This window comes from Curtobacterium sp. TC1 (assembly GCF_019844075.1).
Taxonomy (GTDB): domain Bacteria; phylum Actinomycetota; class Actinomycetes; order Actinomycetales; family Microbacteriaceae; genus Curtobacterium.
The window spans coordinates 2,450,699-2,468,265 of record NZ_CP081964.1; the positions used below are offsets into that span (position 1 = coordinate 2,450,699).

General features: G+C 71.0%; 13 protein-coding genes and 1 other RNA gene. 7 read left to right on the top strand and 7 right to left on the bottom strand.

Going from position 1 to position 17,567, the window contains the following annotated elements:
* The first annotated feature begins 372 nt into the window (after positions 1-372).
* The 6 genes from KZI27_RS12665 (at position 373) to KZI27_RS12685 (ending at position 9,186) form a co-directional block, all read left to right on the top strand.
* A complete protein-coding gene (locus KZI27_RS12665) occupies positions 373-3,069 on the top strand; it encodes a helix-turn-helix transcriptional regulator (protein ID WP_222657906.1) in 2,697 nt (898 codons plus the stop codon).
* 425 nt (positions 3,070-3,494) lie between these two features.
* A complete protein-coding gene (glmS, locus tag KZI27_RS12670; protein WP_222657907.1) occupies positions 3,495-5,309 on the top strand; it encodes a glutamine--fructose-6-phosphate transaminase (isomerizing) in 1,815 nt (604 codons plus the stop codon).
* Positions 5,309-5,422 carry a Rax2 family protein gene (locus tag KZI27_RS20275; protein WP_261783892.1) on the top strand — a complete coding sequence of 38 codons (114 nt, stop codon included), beginning with the start codon at positions 5,309-5,311 and terminating at the stop codon, positions 5,420-5,422. The genes glmS and KZI27_RS20275 overlap by 1 nt, the downstream gene beginning before the upstream one ends.
* Before the next feature lie 149 nt (positions 5,423-5,571).
* Positions 5,572-6,285, top strand: a complete 714-nt coding sequence (locus tag KZI27_RS12675; protein WP_165900965.1) for a M50 family metallopeptidase — start codon at positions 5,572-5,574, stop codon at positions 6,283-6,285.
* A 192-nt stretch (positions 6,286-6,477) separates the two neighbouring features.
* A complete protein-coding gene (locus KZI27_RS12680; RefSeq protein WP_222657908.1) occupies positions 6,478-7,875 on the top strand; it encodes an O-acetylhomoserine aminocarboxypropyltransferase/cysteine synthase family protein in 1,398 nt (465 codons plus the stop codon).
* A gap of 3 nt (positions 7,876-7,878) precedes the next feature.
* Positions 7,879-9,186 (top strand): LLM class flavin-dependent oxidoreductase, encoded by a 1,308-nt coding sequence (locus KZI27_RS12685; protein ID WP_222657909.1) that lies wholly within the window; start codon positions 7,879-7,881, stop codon positions 9,184-9,186.
* Positions 9,187-9,206: 20 nt separating this feature from the next.
* Here the strand turns inward: KZI27_RS12685 and KZI27_RS12690 are convergent, their stop codons facing one another.
* The 7 genes from KZI27_RS12690 to KZI27_RS12720 all read right to left on the bottom strand — a co-directional run bounded on the left by KZI27_RS12690 (position 9,207) and on the right by KZI27_RS12720 (position 15,322).
* Positions 9,207-10,043 (bottom strand): hypothetical protein, encoded by an 837-nt coding sequence (locus KZI27_RS12690; RefSeq protein ID WP_222657910.1) that lies wholly within the window; start codon positions 10,041-10,043, stop codon positions 9,207-9,209.
* A gap of 156 nt (positions 10,044-10,199) precedes the next feature.
* Positions 10,200-10,576: a transfer-messenger RNA gene (gene ssrA / locus KZI27_RS12695) on the bottom strand.
* Between the two features lie 101 nt (positions 10,577-10,677).
* Positions 10,678-11,154 (bottom strand): SsrA-binding protein SmpB, encoded by a 477-nt coding sequence (gene smpB / locus KZI27_RS12700; protein ID WP_123312316.1) that lies wholly within the window; start codon positions 11,152-11,154, stop codon positions 10,678-10,680.
* A gap of 89 nt (positions 11,155-11,243) precedes the next feature.
* Complete coding sequence (ftsX, locus tag KZI27_RS12705) at positions 11,244-12,158, bottom strand: permease-like cell division protein FtsX (RefSeq protein WP_222657911.1); 915 nt, start codon at positions 12,156-12,158, stop codon at positions 11,244-11,246.
* Positions 12,155-12,910: a cell division ATP-binding protein FtsE gene (gene ftsE, locus KZI27_RS12710; RefSeq protein ID WP_111086441.1), complete on the bottom strand. Its 756-nt coding sequence runs from the start codon at positions 12,908-12,910 to the stop codon at positions 12,155-12,157. Before ftsE ends, ftsX begins: the two co-directional genes overlap by 4 nt.
* Positions 12,911-12,971: 61 nt before the next feature.
* On the bottom strand, positions 12,972-14,081 hold the full coding sequence (gene prfB / locus KZI27_RS12715; RefSeq protein WP_111086442.1) for a peptide chain release factor 2: 1,110 nt from the start codon (positions 14,079-14,081) through the stop codon (positions 12,972-12,974).
* Positions 14,082-14,140: 59 nt separating this feature from the next.
* Positions 14,141-15,322: a cysteine desulfurase family protein gene (locus tag KZI27_RS12720; protein ID WP_222657912.1), complete on the bottom strand. Its 1,182-nt coding sequence runs from the start codon at positions 15,320-15,322 to the stop codon at positions 14,141-14,143.
* Positions 15,323-15,381: 59 nt separating this feature from the next.
* On the opposite strand from KZI27_RS12720, the gene KZI27_RS12725 reads away from it, so the two are divergent.
* Positions 15,382-17,502, top strand: coding sequence for a glycogen debranching protein (locus KZI27_RS12725; RefSeq protein ID WP_222657913.1), 2,121 nt, complete (start codon positions 15,382-15,384; stop codon positions 17,500-17,502).
* The last annotated feature ends 65 nt before the right edge of the window (positions 17,503-17,567 follow it).

The following is a 17,567-nucleotide window of genomic DNA, read 5'->3' on the forward strand; positions in this document are numbered from 1 at the left end:
CGCGGGGCGGCTCGGATGGCCAGGACCTGAGTTATCGTGCTCGTACGGAAGGTCACGCACGCACCTGGATTCCCTAGATCCGAGTGCACGTGCACGGCCGACCGTGTTCGTCCGAAGACCCTAACCCGAGGGGTGATACAGACGATGACATCATCGTTCCCGAGCGGAACCGAGTGCACCCTCACTCGTCGACCGCATCCAATCCACGACAGCTCCGGCGCGCGCGCAGTCGCCGCCTCCCGTCCGCACTCCGACACGGCCACCCACCGTGCAGCAGTCCGGTCCGCCTCACGGCGCCCCGTCGCAGCGAACGCAGCGTTCGCCGACGACCTCTCCGCAGGATCCGCTTCCGGGCCCGGAGGCCGGTGAGTCATGGCACTCACCGGTCGACGTCTCGAGGTCGACCGGATCGCGACCCTCGCTGTACTCCCTCGGGAGTCCGCGATGGTCGTGGTCGGCGACCCTGGTTCCGGACGCAGCAGCGTCCTCGACGCGGTTTCGAACCGCGTTTCCCTCCCCGTCGTGCGGGTCGGTGTCAACGGGAGTGAATCCCGCTGGCCGCTGGCCGGCGTGACCTCCCTGTTCACCGCGCTCGACGACCCCCGTGCGACGGCCCACATCGCCCATCTCCTGCAGACGGGCGAGACGGCGGTCCCCGTGACCGCCGGACTGGCGGCGGCGCACGACTTCCTCGACGCCGTGCACGCGCTCACCCTGCCGCCGACGCTCGTGCTGATCGACGACCTCGACCGCATGGACGTCGAGAGCCAGGAGCTCATCGCGTTCCTCGCCGGCCGACTCGCGGGCACCGCCCTGCGCGTCGTGGCGACGGTCCGTTCGGTGCCGTCGGACGGTCCGCTCGCGGCCCTGCCGGCGCTCCGCATCGAGCCGCTACCGTCCGACGAGGCACTGATCCTCGCCCGGTCGATGGCACCGGAAGAGGCGAACGACGGCGTCCTCGCCGTCCTCGCCGCGGAGACCGGTGGCAACCCCGGCGCACTCCGCGAACAGCTCGCGGTGCTCAGCCGCGAGCAGCTCACCGGTGCGGAGCCGATCGTGCTCCCGCTCCGACCCACTCCGACGACCGAGGCCCTCGCGGCGCTCGCACTCGGGTCCGCCGCGGGACGAGATCTGGACGTCCTCGCGAAGCTCGCCCTGGTGCCGGTCGCGAAGACCACGGCCTGGGACCGCGACGAGCTGGACGACCTGGTCGGAGCAGGCCTCGCCACCGTGCGGGGTCAGAGCGTGACGGTCCGCGACCCCCTGGTCCGGTCCGCGCTGTACTGGCGGATGCCCGCCCGTGACCGCCGCGCGGCGCACGCCGCGCTGGCCACGGCGAGCGCCGAGTCCGACCCGCGGGCCGCCGCGTGGCACCGGAGCTTCGTCGACGACGTCCCCGACGTGGTCGCGCTGCTCAGCGCCGCACGGTCCTACGTGGTGGACGGCAACGTGCACGCCGCGATCGCCCTCACCGAGCGTGCCCTGCACGTCGGTGGCGGCACCGAGGACGAGCTCGTCGCACTGCTCGGCGTCGCCGAGGCCCTGCTCGGCAACCGGTTGCTCGGTTACGCCGCGCGCTACCTCGCCGCGCTCCGTCCGTTCCGGACGACGGCGCACGAGGTCCGCCGGCTGCGCCTGCAGTACTCGGCGCAGTACCTCAGCGGCGATGCCGTGCACGCGGACGAGCTCCTCGTGTCGGTGGACGCGACCGAGTCGGCCGACGTGGACGCGATCGCCGGGCTGATGGCCATGGTGGCGTGCTTCCGTGCCGAGGCGTGGGAGCTCGACCAGGCGAGGGACCTCCTGCACCGCGTGGAGGCCCTCGAGGCGTCGGCGTCTCCGCACACGCTGGAGATCACGACGACCGCGCGGGAGCTCATCGCCGCGATCGACGGCACCCTGCCGGCGGACACCGACCTGCACGACGGACTCGCGACGTCGGTGCTGCTGGCGATGTCCGACCCCGCCCTGCTGCTCCTCGCCCACGCGCTGAGCATCGCCGAGCGGTACCGGAGCGCGCGTCGGGTGTTCGCACTCGTCCTCGCCCGGGGCCCGCAGACGGCACCGGTGTGGACCGAGGCAGCTCGCTACCTGACCGCCGAGAACGAGGTGCGCTCCGGGAACTTGCGGCAGGCGCTCCGCGCGATCGACGTGTGGGAGGCCGGTTCCTCGGTGGTCGAGCGACTCCGTGAGCCGTCGCGGGCCATCGCGATCGCCTGGCGGCACTTCGCCGAGGGGCGTTCCGCCGAAGCCCTGGCGGTCGTGGACCGGTGCCTCGAGCACCGTTCGACGAGCCGCCTGTGGGGTGCGACGGCGAAGCTGCACGCGCTCCGCGGTCGGGTCCTGCTGCTCGACGGCAGACTGGAGGAGGCAGCCGCCGCACTCGAAGCGGCGGACGCCATCGGCCGGTCCCTGCGGAACCCCGCCGTGCTCCGGCACCTCGGCGACCTGGTCGAGGCGTACGCGCGCCTCGGACGGATCGACGACGCCCGCACCATCACCGCGCGGCTCGCTGCGGACCACCACGCCCGACCGGGTCGCTGGGGTGCGCTCGTGCTGGCGAGGAGCCTCGCGCTCGTCGCCGACGACACCACCAGGGACACGGCCCGTCGCCGCGCGCTGGAGCTGTTCCAGCCGCACGACTCGCAGTTCGAGCGGGCACGGACGTTCGCGGCCCTCGCGACGGTCGGCAACCCCGCCGAGCGTCCGCGTCTCGGAGCGGCGGCAGCAGCAGCGTACGAGGCGGCCGGCATGCGCCGTCCCCTCGTCACCCCCGCACCGGCAGCGGCCATGCCGCCGTTCGGCACGGGGCCGTCGCTCCGGTCCGCACCGGTGCTGTCCGCGTCGATGCCGGGGACGCCCCGGAGCGCTCCGGACGCCTCTGCGGTGCTCACCTCGCTCACGGCCGAGGAGCGCGCCGTGGTGCAGAAGGTGACGGAGGGCTACCGCAACCGCGAGATCGCGTCGTCGCTGTTCATGTCGCAGCGCACGGTGGAGCTGCGGCTCACGCAGATCTACCGCAAGGTGGGCGCGCGGTCGCGCTCTCACCTGGTCGCGCTGCTCACGTAGTCGACGCGAGCACAAGACGGACGGGAGGCCCGGTACCAGCTGGTACCGGGCCTCCCGTCCGTCTTTTCCCTGTCCAGGACGCGGCGTGTGTTGCGCGCGTGCGTTGCGGGAGTCCGCACGCGACCGCACCGCGGCGTCCCCCGCACGCGGGGAACCGCAAGAGCAGTCGACGGCTGTTGCCGTGGCGGCGTCGCCGGGTGAGGCTTCTCATGCACCGACCGCCGTGCCCCTCCCCAGGGGCCAGACCGCGGTACCCCGTCCGGTACCCGAACCTCGTGGCCCACCCACTCCGTCGTCCGTCCTCGCCTGATCCGAGGACGGGCGCCGGTCAGGACCGCGAGGACCCGGACGCGCGGCAGACCCGACGGCGGTCGGTGCCGAACCCCGCTCCACTCCCCCACCCCGTTCCCCCGAAGGGACAGCCGATGTGCGGCATCATCGCGGCCCGCGTGTCTGACGACGCGACGCCCTACCTGCTCGACGGACTCGAGCGACTCGAGTACCGCGGCTACGACTCCGCCGGCATCGCCGTCCGGACCGCCACCGGGAGCACCGAGACGATCCGTTCGGTGTCCCGCGTCGGCGACCTGCGCACGCTCGTCGCCGCCCGGTCCGGCGACGCCCTGACCGGTGTCGGCATCGGCCACACCCGCTGGGCGACGCACGGCGCCGTGCGCGAGGCGAACGCCCACCCGCACGCCGACTGCTCGCGCCGGATCAGCATCGTGCACAACGGCATCATCGAGAACGCCGACCGCCTGCGCGACATGCTCACGGCGCAGGGGCACCGGTTCCGTTCCGAGGTGGACTCCGAGGTCATCGCGCACCTCGTCGAGCGCGCCCTCGCCGTCGACCCGGACCTGATGCTCGCCGTGCAGATCGCGACCGCGCAGCTCGAGGGGTCGTGGGCGATCGTCGTCCTCGACGCCCGCGACGGCCGGATGGTCGCGGCGGCAGACCGTTCCCCGCTCGTCGTCGCCCGGTCTGCCCGCGGCGACTTCGTGGCGAGCGACATCGGTGCGATCGCCGAGTGGTGCGAGACCTTCGTGGCGCTCCGCGACGGTGACGTCGTCGAGCTCGGCGAGGCCTGGACCTGGTCGTCGAACGGGATCACGGTGCCCGTGCCGTTCCCCACCCCGTCGCCGTTCGCCGCCACGGCGCTGGACCTCGGCGACCACCCGGACCACATGGCGAAGGAGATCGGCGAGCAGGCCGACGTCGTCAGCACGATCCTGGACCGCATCGCCCGGCGCACCGCGGACGGCAGCATGTGGGTCGGCCTCGGGCTGCCCGCCTTCGAACGCCTGGCGATCGTCGCCTGCGGGACCTCGCTCAACGCCGGCCAGGTGATCGCCACCGCCCTGCGCGGCATCGGCGGCGTCCCGACCGACATCGTCGTCGCCAGCGAAGCCGACCAGGCCGTCCTCGGCCCGGAGACCCTGGTCGTCGCGATCAGCCAGTCCGGCGAGACCGCCGACGTCCTCCGTGCGCTCGACCGGTTCGAGGACCGCCACCCGGTGCTCGCGTTGACGAACAACGTGCACTCCTCGCTGGCCCGTCGCGCCGACGCCGTGCTCGACTGCCACGCCGGCCCGGAGATCGGCGTCGCCGCGACGAAGACGTTCACCGCGCAGGTCGTCGTCGGTGTCGCCGCGGTGATCTCCGCGCTCGTCGCGTCCGGCCGCATCGAGGTCGCACGCGCCCACGCGCTCGTCGACGAACTGCTCGACCTGCCGGCACGCATCGAGCACGCCACGCAGGTGTCCGCCGACCGGATGCCGCTCCTGGTGTCGAGCGTGAAGGAGGCGACCGGCTTCCTGTTCCTCGGCCGCGGTGCCGGCCTGCCGTACGCCGCCGAGGGCGCGCTCAAGCTCAAGGAGCTCAGCTACCGCTGGGCCGAGGCGTACCCCGCCGGGGAACTGAAGCACGGGCCGCTCGCGCTCGTCGACGACGGCACGCCAGTCGTCGTGGTCGACCACGGCGAGCCGAAGATCCAGTCCGCGATCGCCGAGGTCCGTGCCCGCGGCGGCTTCGTCATCACCATCGGCGGCGAGGGGTCGGACATCCCGGCGCTCGGCAGCCGCGGCACCGGCGGACTCGCCTGGGGCGCCATGGCCGCGCCGTGGGGCCCGCTCGAGGCCGTCGTGCCGTTGCAGATGCTCGCCCGCGAACTCGCGCTGCAGCTCGGCTGCGACGTCGACAAGCCGCGCAACCTGGCGAAGTCGGTGACGGTCGAGTGATGCGCGGTCGGATGAACCACCTGACGACGTTCCTGGTCGTGCTCACCGCGTTCGCGATCGCCATGACGACGGTGCTCGTCGTCGTGGTGGCGGGGCCGAGCGTCCTGGGCTGACCCCGGCGTGCGGGGCGGGCGCGCGCGGGGGCCGGGCGCCGACTCGGAACGACGTCCTCGATGTCGTACGACGTCGAGGGTGTCGTTCCACATCGTCCTCGCCGCCGGGTCTCGGGCAGTTCGCGGGACACGGCTGCGATGCTGGTCCCTTGACCACCGCAGCCCCGCCCCTCGTGTTCGTCGCGCTCGTCGTCGGCGCGCTCCTGCCGTTCCTGCCGCTCGTCGGACGCGTCGCCCGGATCGCCGCGACCATCGCCCACGAGGTCGGGCACTGCATCGTCGTCGTCCCGTTCGGCGGCCGCATCCAGCGCATCGACCTGCACCCGGACGGCTCCGGTGAGGCCTGGGTCCAGCTCGGCCGGGTCCCCGGCGGCATCCGCTGGCTCGTCCGGATCCTCAACCTCTACGCCGGGTACAGCGCGCCGCTCTGGGCCGGGGTGCTCCTGGTGACCGGGGTGCTGCACGGCTCGCGGTGGCTGCCCGTCGCGGTCCTCGGTGTGATCGGGCTCGTGGCGCTGGTGTTCGTACGGAACTGGTTCGGGCTGCTCGTCGTGCTCGGCTTCGACGTCCTGGCACTGTGGGTGGCACTACGTCCGTCCGAGACCACGGTGCTCGTGGTCGCCGCCGTCGGGGCGTTCTTCGTCGTCGACGGACTGCGGTCGGTCGTGCAGGTCGCACGGTGGCTGCTCACCGGCGCCCGCGTGCAGACGGACTTCCACATCGCCGCGGCCGAGATGCGCGTGCCGGCCGGGGTCTGGTTCGTGCTGTTCGTGCTGGTGAACGGCCTTGCGGTGTGGCTCGCACGGGTCCCACTGCTCGAGGTCTGGGACACCGTGGTCGCGGGCGTGCGCGCACTCTTCTGACCGCTCGCGCATCGTGCTCGCACCAGGTCCACGACGATCCACACGGTGATCGACTCGTGGACCGTCGAGAAGCGGGTGCGCAGCCCCGCCGCGGCCCACCGCACCCTGGTCCCGCGTAACGGAACGCCGCAATCGCCTGTCCGCAGGGCGAAGGCTGCGAGGCTACCGCCAGACGACTCCCGGAGGTGTCCCATGGCGAACGACGATCACGGTTTCTCGACCGAGCAGGTGCACGGCGGCTTCGTGCCCGATGCCGGGCACGGCGCACGGATCCCGGCCATCCACATGTCCTCCGGCTTCCTCTTCGACGACTTCGACCAGGCGCGCGACCGCTTCGCCGGCACCGAGGACGGGTACACCTACACCCGCCTCGGCAACCCGACGAACGCCGACGTCGAGCGCCGTGTCGCCCTGCTCGAGCGGGGCGTCGAGGCGATCCTCGTCAGCAGCGGGCAGGCGGCAGCCACCATCGCGTTCCTCGGGCTCCTGCAGGCGGGCGACCACGTCGTCGCCGCCCGCAGCATCTACGAGGGCACCAAGGGGCTCCTCGTGCAGAACCTCGGCCGCCTCGGCATCGAGGTCGACTTCGTCGCCGACCAGCGCGACCTCGACGAGTGGGCGCGCCTGGTCCGCCCGAACACGAAGGCGTTCTTCGCCGAGACGATCCCGAACCCGAAGAACGACGTCCTCGACATCACCGGCGTCGCCGACACCGCCCACCGTGCCGGGGTCCCCTTGATCGTCGACAACACTCTGGCGACGCCGTACCTGGTCCGGCCGGTCGAGCACGGCGCCGACATCGTCATCCACTCGGCGTCGAAGTTCCTGTCCGGTCACGGCGCCGGCCTCGGCGGCGTGGTCGTCGACGGCGGCACGTTCGACTGGTCCGCCTCCCCCGAGCGCTGGCAGCACCTCACCAGCCCGGAGCGGTCGCTCGGCGGCGAGAGCTACGTCGAGCGCTACGGCAACCGCGCGTTCGTCGTCTTCGCGCGCGACGTCGTCGCCTCGCGCATCGGCCCCACCCCGTCGCCGTTCAACGCGTTCCTGATCCGCCAGGGCATCGAGACGCTGAGCCTGCGCGTGGAACGCCACAGCGCGAACGCGCTGGCGGTGGCGCAGTGGTTGGAAGCACAGCCGGAGGTGACGAGCGTCGACCACGCGGGTCTGGCCTCCAGTCCGTTCCACGACCTCGCCCAGCGCTACCTGCCGCGCGGTGCCGGCTCCGTCTTCGCCTTCACGCTGGCGGGCGGCGAAGCCGCCGCGCACACCTTCATCGACAGCGTCCAGCTGTTCAGCCGGATGACCCACCTGGGTGACGTCCGCTCGCTGATCCTGCACCCCGCGACGACGACGCACGCCGGCAAGACCGCCGCGGAGCGCGCCGACCAGGGCATCGACGACGGCCTGATCCGACTGTCGGTCGGCATCGAGGACGTCGCGGACCTGCTCCGCGACCTGGAACGCGGGTTCGCCGCGTTGCGTTCTGCAGACGGCAGCGTTGGCCTGGAGGCCCGTGGCGCGTCCGACGCGGAGCGCGCGTCCCTGGAACACGCGGTCCCGGGCACGCACGTGATCTCCGAGGAGCTCTAGACGATGGCACGACCGCAGCACTTCGGCTACTTCTTCTCGCGCGGGTTCGGCCCGCAGGCCTGGGGGCGCTCGGACTGGGACTGGGGCCACGACTGGACCAAGCCCGACCTGTACCAGCAGTCCGTCCGCACGCTCGAGCAGGCCGGCATGGACCTGGTCATCGCCGAGGACGCCATCTCCCTCGGCAACCCGTCGACGCTCGACCTGCGCATCCGCCAGGCGTACGGCGGCCCGAAGCACGACCCGCTGCTGCTCGCGCCGTACCTGTTCGCGGCGACCTCGCACATCGGCATCGCGCCGACCGTCAACGCCGGGTTCACACCGCCGTACCTGGCTGCACGACAGTTCGCCACACTGGCGCACCTGTCGTCGGAGCGGCTCGGCATCAACGTCGTGACCGACGTCGGCAGTGCTCGGCACGCCGGGCTGCCGCCGCTGCCGCACGACCAGGCGTACGACCGTGCCGAGGAGTGGCTCACCCTGCTCCGCCGGCTCTGGCACTCGTGGGGGGCGTCCGCGTACGTCGGGGATCCGTCGGACTGGCACTTCGCCGACGGCGACGAACTCGACGCGTTCCACCACGAAGGCGCGTACTTCACCGCCGACGGCCCGCTCAACGCGCTGCCGCTCGACTCCGACCCGGTGGTCGTGTCCCCCGGCGGCTCCGGTCGTGGCCTCGCGTTCGCCGGCACTCACTCCGACGTGCAGCTCGCGCTCGCACCGCTGTCCGCCGCCGCAGTGTCGGACTACCGCGATCGCGTGATCAGCGCAGCGCAGGCCGCCGGACGCACCGCCGCCGACCTGCGCATCCTGTTCGTCCTCAAGCCCGAGATCGTCTCGTCGCCTGACGAAGCCGACCGCATCGTCGAGGCGTCCCGGCACCCGTCCGACGACGACCTGCGGACCGCTGCCATCGCGTGGTCGAGCGACTCCGAGACCGACCTGCTCGCGCTCGACCTCGACGCGCCCGTGCCGGACCGTACCTTCGGCGACCACGTGTCCGCCGGCACGATCCGCGGACTGCTCGGCGACACCCCCGACGCTCCCCTGCGAACGCTCCTGGAGCGCAAGGCCCGCAAGGGGCGAGTGTCCTCGCGCGAGGGCTTCGTGGGCACCGCCGACGAGTTCGCGGACTTCATCGAAGAGCTCGGGTCGGACGCCGACAACGACGGCATCATCTTCTCGGGCGACCTGCACCCGGCGCAGATCCACCGGATGTTCGGAGACCTGGTGCCGGTGCTCAGGCGCCGTGGGCTCCTGCGGCGGGAGTACGGCGCCGGGGGCATCCGGGCGAACCTCTTCGACTTCTAGAGGCGCAGGCCCCGGTCGGGCTACTTCTTCTTCTTCTTCTTCGGCTTCTTCTTGCCGTCGACCTTGTCGGAGTTCTTCTTGTCGGACTTCTTCTTGTCCGACTTCTTCTTGTTCGACTGCTTCTTGCCGTCGTTCTTCTTCTCGGACGGCTTCTTCTGGTCCTTCTTCTGCTTCTTGTCGTCGTCCTGCTGCTGCTGCTGCTCCGGCTGCACCCGGGCCGAGGGCAACGGCAGGACCGGCGCCTGCTCCGGCGACTCGACCCCGTCGATCGGCTCGACGACCACGGCGGACCCCGTGTCGAGCTCGACGTCGACCGCGTGCTCCTCGAGCACCGGCGCGAGCGCGTCGGTCACCCGCTCCACGGTGAGCACCGCGTCGTCCTCGGCGAGCCGCAGCAGCGCCTGTGCGGTACGGACCCGCGTCGTCGTCTTCCGGGCGAGCACGTCGGCTCGGGCCCCTTCGAGGAACGTGCGGAGGGTGCGCTCGACGACCGAGCGGCCGCGCGGTGCAGCGCGGTCGAGGCGGTCCAGCTCGCCGGCCACTCCGGCGACGTCGTCGGCCACGTGCTCGTGCCGCACCGACTCGATCAGGGCGGCGATCGCGGCGGCACCCCGCTCGACGGCGGCCGAACGCTGGTCGAGCACGACGAGCATCTCGACGACCGACCCGTACGTCACGGTCTCGAGGCGGACCGGTTCGGCACCCCGCCCACGGACGACCAGGCGGGCGTCGGGCGTCGGCAGCCAGGCGGCGAGGGCCGCGACCGTGGCGACGGACCCGACGATCCGCTCGTAGTCGGCGAGCACCACTCGCTCCTGCTCGCGCAGACGGACTCGGATCGCGATCTCCTGCACCACGTGGGGGCCTTCCGTTCGGGGTCGACGCGGGCGTGTCCCTGCGCCTGCACCGGATCGTAGTCCCGCGAAGTGGCCGAACAGCGAACGCCCCGGCATCGTCCAGGGACGGTGACGGGGCGTTCGGTCAACGGTGACAGCGGCTCGACGACCGGCGAATGGTGGAGATGGGGGGAATCGAACCCCCGTCCATCGCTGCAATTCGACGTCTTCTACGGGCGTATCCGGATAGTTCGTTCTGCTCGGCCCCGTCCTTTGCTACCGGCTTCTAGGACGACGGGCCCAGTCTCAGTGCAAGTCCCGCACGGCCCTGAGGCGCAACCGTGCAGCAAGTCCTCTGGATGACGCCGGGATCAGGTTAGGGGACGGTCACCTGGCCGACGGACTTCATGTGCTGGGCTGCTTACGCAGCGAGAGCGAAGTCAGTGCGCTTGGAATTGGCACTTGTTGTTTTCCACGGATCGTTCACGAGATAACCGTGGGTCCTCGGCCCGCTTCCCGTCGGCACACAGGCAATGTCGAAACCGATCATCCCCATGCGGGCCGGACGTGCGAGCCGCTGTCACGCTGTTGAGTTGTGTTGCCACTGCTCCGATCGGAGCAGTCCCCCAGTCTAGCTGACCGAGGTGCGAGGCCGCTACTCGCCGACGCGGTTCTTCGTGCGCATGGCCCGCTCGGCCTCACGCTTGTCGGTCTTCTCCCGCAGCGCCTGACGCTTGTCGAACTCGCGCTTGCCCTTCGCGACGGCGATCTCGATCTTCGCTCGGCCGTCGTGGAAGTAGATCTGCAACGGCACCAGCGTGTAGCCACCCTGTGCGGTCTTGTGCGAGATCTTCACGATCTGCTGCTTGTGGAGGAGCAGCTTGCGCTTGCGCCGAGGTGCGTGGTTGTTCCAGGTGCCCTCGGTGTACTCGGGGATGTGCACGGCATCGATCCAGGCTTCCCCGCGGTCGATGTAGGCGTAGCCGTCGACCAACGAGGCACGACCCATGCGCAGGGACTTCACCTCGGTGCCGGACAGGACCATGCCGGCCTCGTACGTGTCCTCGATGAGGTAGTCGTGTCGGGCGCGACGGTTCGTCGCGACGATCTTCTCACCGCGTTCCTTCGCCATGACGACTCCTCTCGTACCGGGCACTGCACTGCGCAGCCCTACAGACTACCCAACAGCGAACGTCCCACGCACCTTCCCGGCGCGCCGGATCAGACCTTGAGGTAGCGGCGGATGGCGATCGACGCCGACACCGCGGCGAGCAGCACCCCGATGACGATCACCGCCGGCACCACGATCGCCGCGTCACCCATGCCGATGAACGCCGTGCCGGTGAACCGCTCGGCCAGGAAGTTCCGGACGAAGAACCACACCACTGCGGTGATGGCACCACCAGCGAGGACGGCTCCGATGGCGGCGGCGATCACGCCCTCGAGCACGAACGGCGTCTGGATGAACCGGTTCGACGCACCGACGAGTCGCATGATGCCGAGCTCTCGCCTGCGACTGAACGCGGACAACCGGATCGTGGTCGCGATGAGGAGCACGGCGGCGACGAGCATGAGCGCCGCGATGCCGATCGCCGTGTACGACGACGCGTTCAGCAGGTTGAAGATCGGTTGCAGGTAGCCGCGTTGGTCGACGACGCTCTGCACACCGGCGACCTTCGACAGGCTCTCGACGAGGACGTCGGCCTGCGACGGGTTCTTCAGGTTCACCCAGAAGGTCTCGTTGAGGTACTCGGGCTTGACGAACTCCGTCGCCGCGGAGTCCTTGAACTGCTCCTTGAAGCGGGTGAACGCCTGGTCCTGGTCCTCGTAGTACGTCTTCTCGATGTACGGCTTGAGGGTCGACGAGTCGAGCTGGGCCTGGACCTGCTTCCGCTGGTCCTCGGTCGCCTTCGCGCCCGTGCAGTTGCCGGTGGTGTCGGTGTCGGTGCACAGGTAGACAGCGACCTGGGCCCGGTCGTACCAGTACCCCTTCATCTGGTTGATCTGCATCTGCAGCAGGATCGCCGTGCCCACGAAGGTGAGCGAGATGAAGGTCACGAGGACGACGGAGACGACCATCGACGCGTTGCGCCGCAGGCCCGAGCCGACCTCGGACATGACGAGTCCGAGCCTCATCGGATGAGCCCCGGGATGGTCTGGATGCCGGTGGTGTTCGACACGGTGCCGCGCTGGATCGGGACCGCCTGGGTCTGGTAGCCGCCGGACTGCTCGTCGCGCAGGACGGTGCCGTTCGACAGCTCGATGACCCGACGCTGCATCTGGTTCACGATGCTGGCGTCGTGCGTCGCCATGAGCACGGTGGTGCCTCCCTGGTTGATGCGTTCGAGGAGCGCCATGATGCCGGCGGACGTGGTGGGGTCCAGGTTGCCGGTGGGCTCGTCCGCCAGCAGGATCGCCGGCTTGTTGACGACGGCGCGGGCGATCGCGACGCGCTGCTGCTCACCACCGGAGAGCTCGTGCGGCATGCGGGTCGCCTTGCCGGCGAGACCGACGAGCTTCAGCACGTCGGTCACGGCCTCGCTGATGAAGCCCTTGCTCTTGCCGATCACCTGCAGCGAGAACGCGACGTTGTCGAACACGTTCTTGTTCGGCAGGAGTCGGAAGTCCTGGAAGACGACGCCGAGGTTCCGTCGGAAGTACGGGACCTTCCGCGACGCCAGCGAGCCGAGGCGCTGCCCGAGCACGTGGATCTGGCCGCGGGAGGGCTTCTCCTCCTTGAGCACGAGGCGCAGGAAGCTGGACTTGCCGGAACCCGAGGCGCCCACGAGGAACACGAACTCGCCCTTGAGGATCTCGAGGGTGAGGTTGTCGAGCGCCGGACTCGGGTTGCCCGAGTAGACCTTGGTGACCTGGTCGAATTTGATCATGACCGGATCAGGGTAGGTCGCCCCGCTCGGAAAACAAGCGAGGCGCGCGGCTCACGAACCCCTACGCGTCGACCGATTGCTTGCGCCAGCGGATGCCGGCGTTGATGAAGCCGTCCAGGTCGCCGTCGAACACGGCTGAGGGGTTGTTCACCTCGTGCTCGCTCCGCAGGTCCTTGACCATCTGGTACGGCGCCAGCACGTAGGACCGGATCTGGTCGCCCCAGCTCGCCGTGATGTTGCCGGCGAGCTCCTTCTTCTTCGCGTTCTCCTCTTCCTTCTTCAGGAGGAGCAGGCGCGACTGCAGCACGCGCATGGCGGCCGCACGGTTCTGGATCTGCGACTTCTCGTTCTGCATCGAGACGACGGTGCCGGTCGGGATGTGCGTCAGTCGCACCGCGGAGTCGGTCGTGTTGACGGACTGCCCACCGGGGCCCGACGAGCGGAAGACGTCGACACGGATGTCGTTCTCGGGGATGTCGATGACCATCGTCTCGGGCATGAGCGGGATGACCTCGACCGCGGCGAACGAGGTCTGGCGCTTGCCCGCAGCACCGAACGGCGACATGCGGACGAGGCGGTGCGTGCCGGCCTCGATCGACAGGGTGCCGAACGCGTGGGGCGCGTCGACCTCGAAGGTGGCGGACTTGATGCCCGCTTCCTCGGCGTAGGAGGTCTCCATGACGGTGGTCTTGAAGCCGTGCTGCTCGGCGTACCGGAGGTACATGCGCATGAGCATCTCGGCGAAGTCCGCGGCGTCGACACCGCCGGCCCCGGCACGGATGGTGATCACGGCGGGACGGTCGTCGTACTCACCGTCGAGGAGCGTCTGCACCTCGAGGTCGCCCATCGTCTTCTGGATCGCCTTGAGTTCCGCGACGGCTTCGTCGGCGGAGTCCTGGTCGTCGCCCTCGTTCGCCATCTCGACGAGCACCTCGAGGTCGTCGATGCGTCGCTCGGTGTCGGTGATCTTCTTCAGCTCCGACTGGCGGTGCGAGAGCGCGCTCGTCACCTGCTGCGCGTGCTCGACGTCGTCCCAGAGGTCCTGGGCGCCCGCCTGCTCGCTGAGGTCGGCGATCTCGCGCTGCAGGCGGTCGACGTCGACCACCGAGCGGATGTTGCCGAAGGTCTCTCGGAGGGCGGAGAGCTGCTCGGTGAAGTCCAGTTCGACCATGGTCACCGATCCTACCGGCGCTGCCGGCTGCTCGGCGTCGCACCCGGGACCACGCCGTCCTACCGCCCGAGCAACGGCTCCCGCGACGCCATCCCCGCAGCCCCGGCCCGCGCCACCGCGTCGGGCAGTGCCGCCAGGAACGCGTCGACGTCGGCATCGGTCGAGGTGTGCCCGAGCGTGATCCGGAGCGCGCCGCGGGCGTCCTGCTCCGACAGGCCCATCGCGACCAGCACGTGCGACGCCTCGGGCACGCCGGCCTGGCACGCCGACCCGGTCGAGACGGCGACCCCGGCAGCGTCGAGCAGGAACAGCAGCGAGTCGCCCTCGCACCCCGGGAACGTGAAGTGCGCGTTGCCGGGCAGCCGGTCGTCGGGGTCCCCCATCAGCACGGCGGACGGCACGGCTGCTCGGACGCCGGCGACGAGCCGGTCGCGCAGGGCGACGAGCGACGAGTGCGGCATCGGCTCGGCGGCGACCATCGTGGCAGCGACCCCGAACGCTGCGGCAGCGGGGGCGTCCTGCGTGCCGCTCCGCACCTGCCGCTGCTGCCCGCCGCCGTGGATGAGCGGCTCGACGGTGGCCTTGCGCCCGAGCACCAGCGCACCGATGCCGACCGGTCCGCCGACCTTGTGCGCGGAGACGCTCAGGGCGTCGAGGCCGGACGCGGCGAACGACACCGGCACCTGGCCGTAGGCGGCGACGGCGTCGCTGTGCACGGGCACGCCGGCGGCGTGCGCCAGCTCCACGATCCGTGACACGGGCTGGATGGTGCCGACCTCGTTGTTCGCCCACAGGAACGTGACCAGGGCGACGTCGTCGGCGGAGGCGAGTCGTGCCTCCAGTCCGGCGAGGTCGACGCGACCCTGCGCGTCCAACGGGACCACGTCGACGACGGCGCCCTCGTGCGCCTCCAACCAGGTCAGGGTGTCGACGGTGGCGTGGTGCTCGCCACCGGGCACCACGATGCGGGGGCGGGCACGGTCGCGTTGACGAGCCCAGAACAGGCCCTTCACGGCGAGGTTGATGCTCTCGGTGCCGCCGGAGGTGAACACGACCTCGACGGTGTCGGCGTCGAGCGACCGGGCGACGGCGGCGCGACCGTCCTCGAGCAGCATCTTCGCGCGCTGCCCGGCGCTGTGGATCGAGGACGGGTTGCCGACGGTGCCGAGCGCGTCGGTGAACGCGGCGAGCGCCTCCGGCAGGATCGGCGTCGTCGCGGCGTGGTCGAGGTAGACCGGCATGTGCACCCCCTGGAACGAGCGATGTCCAGGATACGCGCCGGTCCTCGTACCCTTGTCGGGTGCACGAGACAGCGATCGACCACACCCCGGGGTTCGACCTCGGGGCCGACGTCCCGCGGTTCTCCCTGCGGTCCGCCACCGCCACGGCCGTCGTCGTGGTCGTCGAGCGAGCGGACGGGCAGTCGACCCGGTACCCGCTCGAGCGGCTGCCGGCGACCGACGTGTGGGCGGCCGAGACGCCTGGCGTCGTCCCCGGTGACCGGTACCACCTGCTCGTCGACGGCCCCGTCGGCCCGCGGAACGAGTTCGACCCGACACGGCCCCTGCTCGATCCGTACGCCCGCGGCATCGCCCCGACCGCCGCGCACGAGAGCGGACCCGACGCCGGGGCCGGGCCCGGACCCGGACCCGTCACCGGGACCAGCACGTCCCGCTGGACGAGTGTCGTCGTGGACGACGCCTTCGACTGGGGCGGCGTCGTCAAGCCGGTGGTCCCGCTCGACCGTGCCGTCGTCTACGAGGCGAACGTCCGCACCCTGACCGCCGCGAACCCCCACCTGCCGGAGCACCTGCGCGGCACGTACGCCGGGGTGGCGCACGAGAGCACCATCGCGCACCTGCACCGGATCGGTGTCACGACGCTCGAGCTCCTGCCGGTGCAGGCCTTCGACACCGAGAACTGGCTGCGGGACGCCGGCCGCGAGAACGCCTGGGGCTACAACACGCTCGGGTTCTTCGCGCCGCACGCCGCCCACGCCTCGGCACCGGCCCGGTCCGAAGGCGCGTCCGCGGTCCTGCGCGAGTTCAAGGGCATGGTCCGGCTGCTGCACGAGGCGGGCATCCAGGTGGTGCTCGACGTCGTCTACAACCACACGGCGGAGGAAGGGCTCGGCGGACCCACCACGAGCCTGCGCGGCATCGACGGCGCGAGCCGGTACCGGTGGACCCAGGCGCAGCCGCCGTTCCGGGACACCTACTACGACACCACGGGCTGCGGGAACACCCTCGACACGTCGGTCGAGGCCACTGCCGACCTGATCGTCGACAGCCTGGTGTACTGGGCCCGCGAGGTGCAGGTCGACGGCTTCCGCTTCGACCTCATGGCTGCTCTTGCCCGCGACGCCCACCACGTGTTCGACCCGCAGCACCCACTGCTCGAACGGATCCGGAACCACCCCGACCTGCAGGACACCCTGGTCATCGCCGAACCGTGGGACGTCGGCCCCGACGGCTGGAAGACCGGCTCGTTCGGCGCGGCGGGCGCCCGGACCAGCGAGTGGAACGACGGGTTCCGGAACACCGTGCGGCAGTTCTGGCTCACCGACATCGCCGAGGAACGCCGCAACGGCATGCCCCACACGGGCATCGGTGCGCTCGCCGGCGCCCTGACGGGCTCCCGCCACCTGTTCGGCGCCGACCGGGGTCCGCTCGCGGGCGTCAACTTCGTGACGGCCCACGACGGGTTCACCCTGCTCGACCTGGTGTCGTACGACGGCAAGCACAACGCGGCGAACGGTGAGGAGAACCGCGACGGCTCGAACGACAACCGTTCGTTCAACCACGGCATCGAGGGCGACACGGCCGACCGCGGCGTCCGGGCGGCGCGCGGCCGTTCGATGCGGAACCTCGCCGCGACGCTGCTGCTCTCAGCCGGCGTGCCGATGCTCACCGCGGGCGACGAACGGAGCCGGACGCAGCACGGCAACAACAACGCGTACGTCGTCTCCGCCGACCTCACCCCGGTGGACTGGTCCGACGACGAGGACGCCGAGACGATGACCGAGGCCGTCGCCGCGCTCGCGCGGTTCCGCGCCGCGCACCCGGCGCTGCGGCCGACACGGTTCGGCGTCGAGGGCCAGGAGACCCCGGGGGCCTCGCGGATGTCCTGGTACGGACCGGACGGGCACCCGATGACCGTCGAGGGCTGGGACCAGCCGGTGCACCGCGTCCTGCAGTACTTCGCGGAGTCGACGCCCGAACACGAGCCGTACGACCGCGTCCTGGTCGTCGTGCACGGCAGCGGGCGCACGCGCGACCTGACGCTGCCGGTCCGCGAGGACGTGCTCGGCTACCGGCTCGCGTGGTCGAGCGAGAAGCACCGCGACCACGAACGGCTCCGCCCCGCCGGTCAGGTGTTCACCGCGTACGGCCCCGGCATCCACCTGTTCGAGGTGGCGTAGCGCCGCGCGTTCGGGCGCTCGCGCGCTCGCGCGCTGCGCCCCGTCAACGTCATCGCGCCCCGGAG

What these genes read in the sequence shown, in the direction of transcription:
- KZI27_RS12665 (WP_222657906.1), top strand. Translation starts at nt 373, where the DNA reads ATGGCACTCACCGGTCGACGTCTCGAGGTCGACCGGATCGCGACCCTC.
- glmS (WP_222657907.1), top strand. Translation starts at nt 3,495, where the DNA reads ATGTGCGGCATCATCGCGGCCCGCGTGTCTGACGACGCGACGCCCTAC.
- KZI27_RS20275 (WP_261783892.1), top strand. Translation starts at nt 5,309, where the DNA reads ATGCGCGGTCGGATGAACCACCTGACGACGTTCCTGGTCGTGCTCACC.
- KZI27_RS12680 (WP_222657908.1), top strand. Translation starts at nt 6,478, where the DNA reads ATGGCGAACGACGATCACGGTTTCTCGACCGAGCAGGTGCACGGCGGC.
- KZI27_RS12685 (WP_222657909.1), top strand. Translation starts at nt 7,879, where the DNA reads ATGGCACGACCGCAGCACTTCGGCTACTTCTTCTCGCGCGGGTTCGGC.
- smpB (WP_123312316.1), bottom strand. Translation starts at nt 11,154, where the DNA reads ATGGCGAAGGAACGCGGTGAGAAGATCGTCGCGACGAACCGTCGCGCC.
- ftsX (WP_222657911.1), bottom strand. Translation starts at nt 12,158, where the DNA reads ATGAGGCTCGGACTCGTCATGTCCGAGGTCGGCTCGGGCCTGCGGCGC.
- ftsE (WP_111086441.1), bottom strand. Translation starts at nt 12,910, where the DNA reads ATGATCAAATTCGACCAGGTCACCAAGGTCTACTCGGGCAACCCGAGT.
- prfB (WP_111086442.1), bottom strand. Translation starts at nt 14,081, where the DNA reads ATGGTCGAACTGGACTTCACCGAGCAGCTCTCCGCCCTCCGAGAGACC.
- KZI27_RS12720 (WP_222657912.1), bottom strand. Translation starts at nt 15,322, where the DNA reads ATGCCGGTCTACCTCGACCACGCCGCGACGACGCCGATCCTGCCGGAG.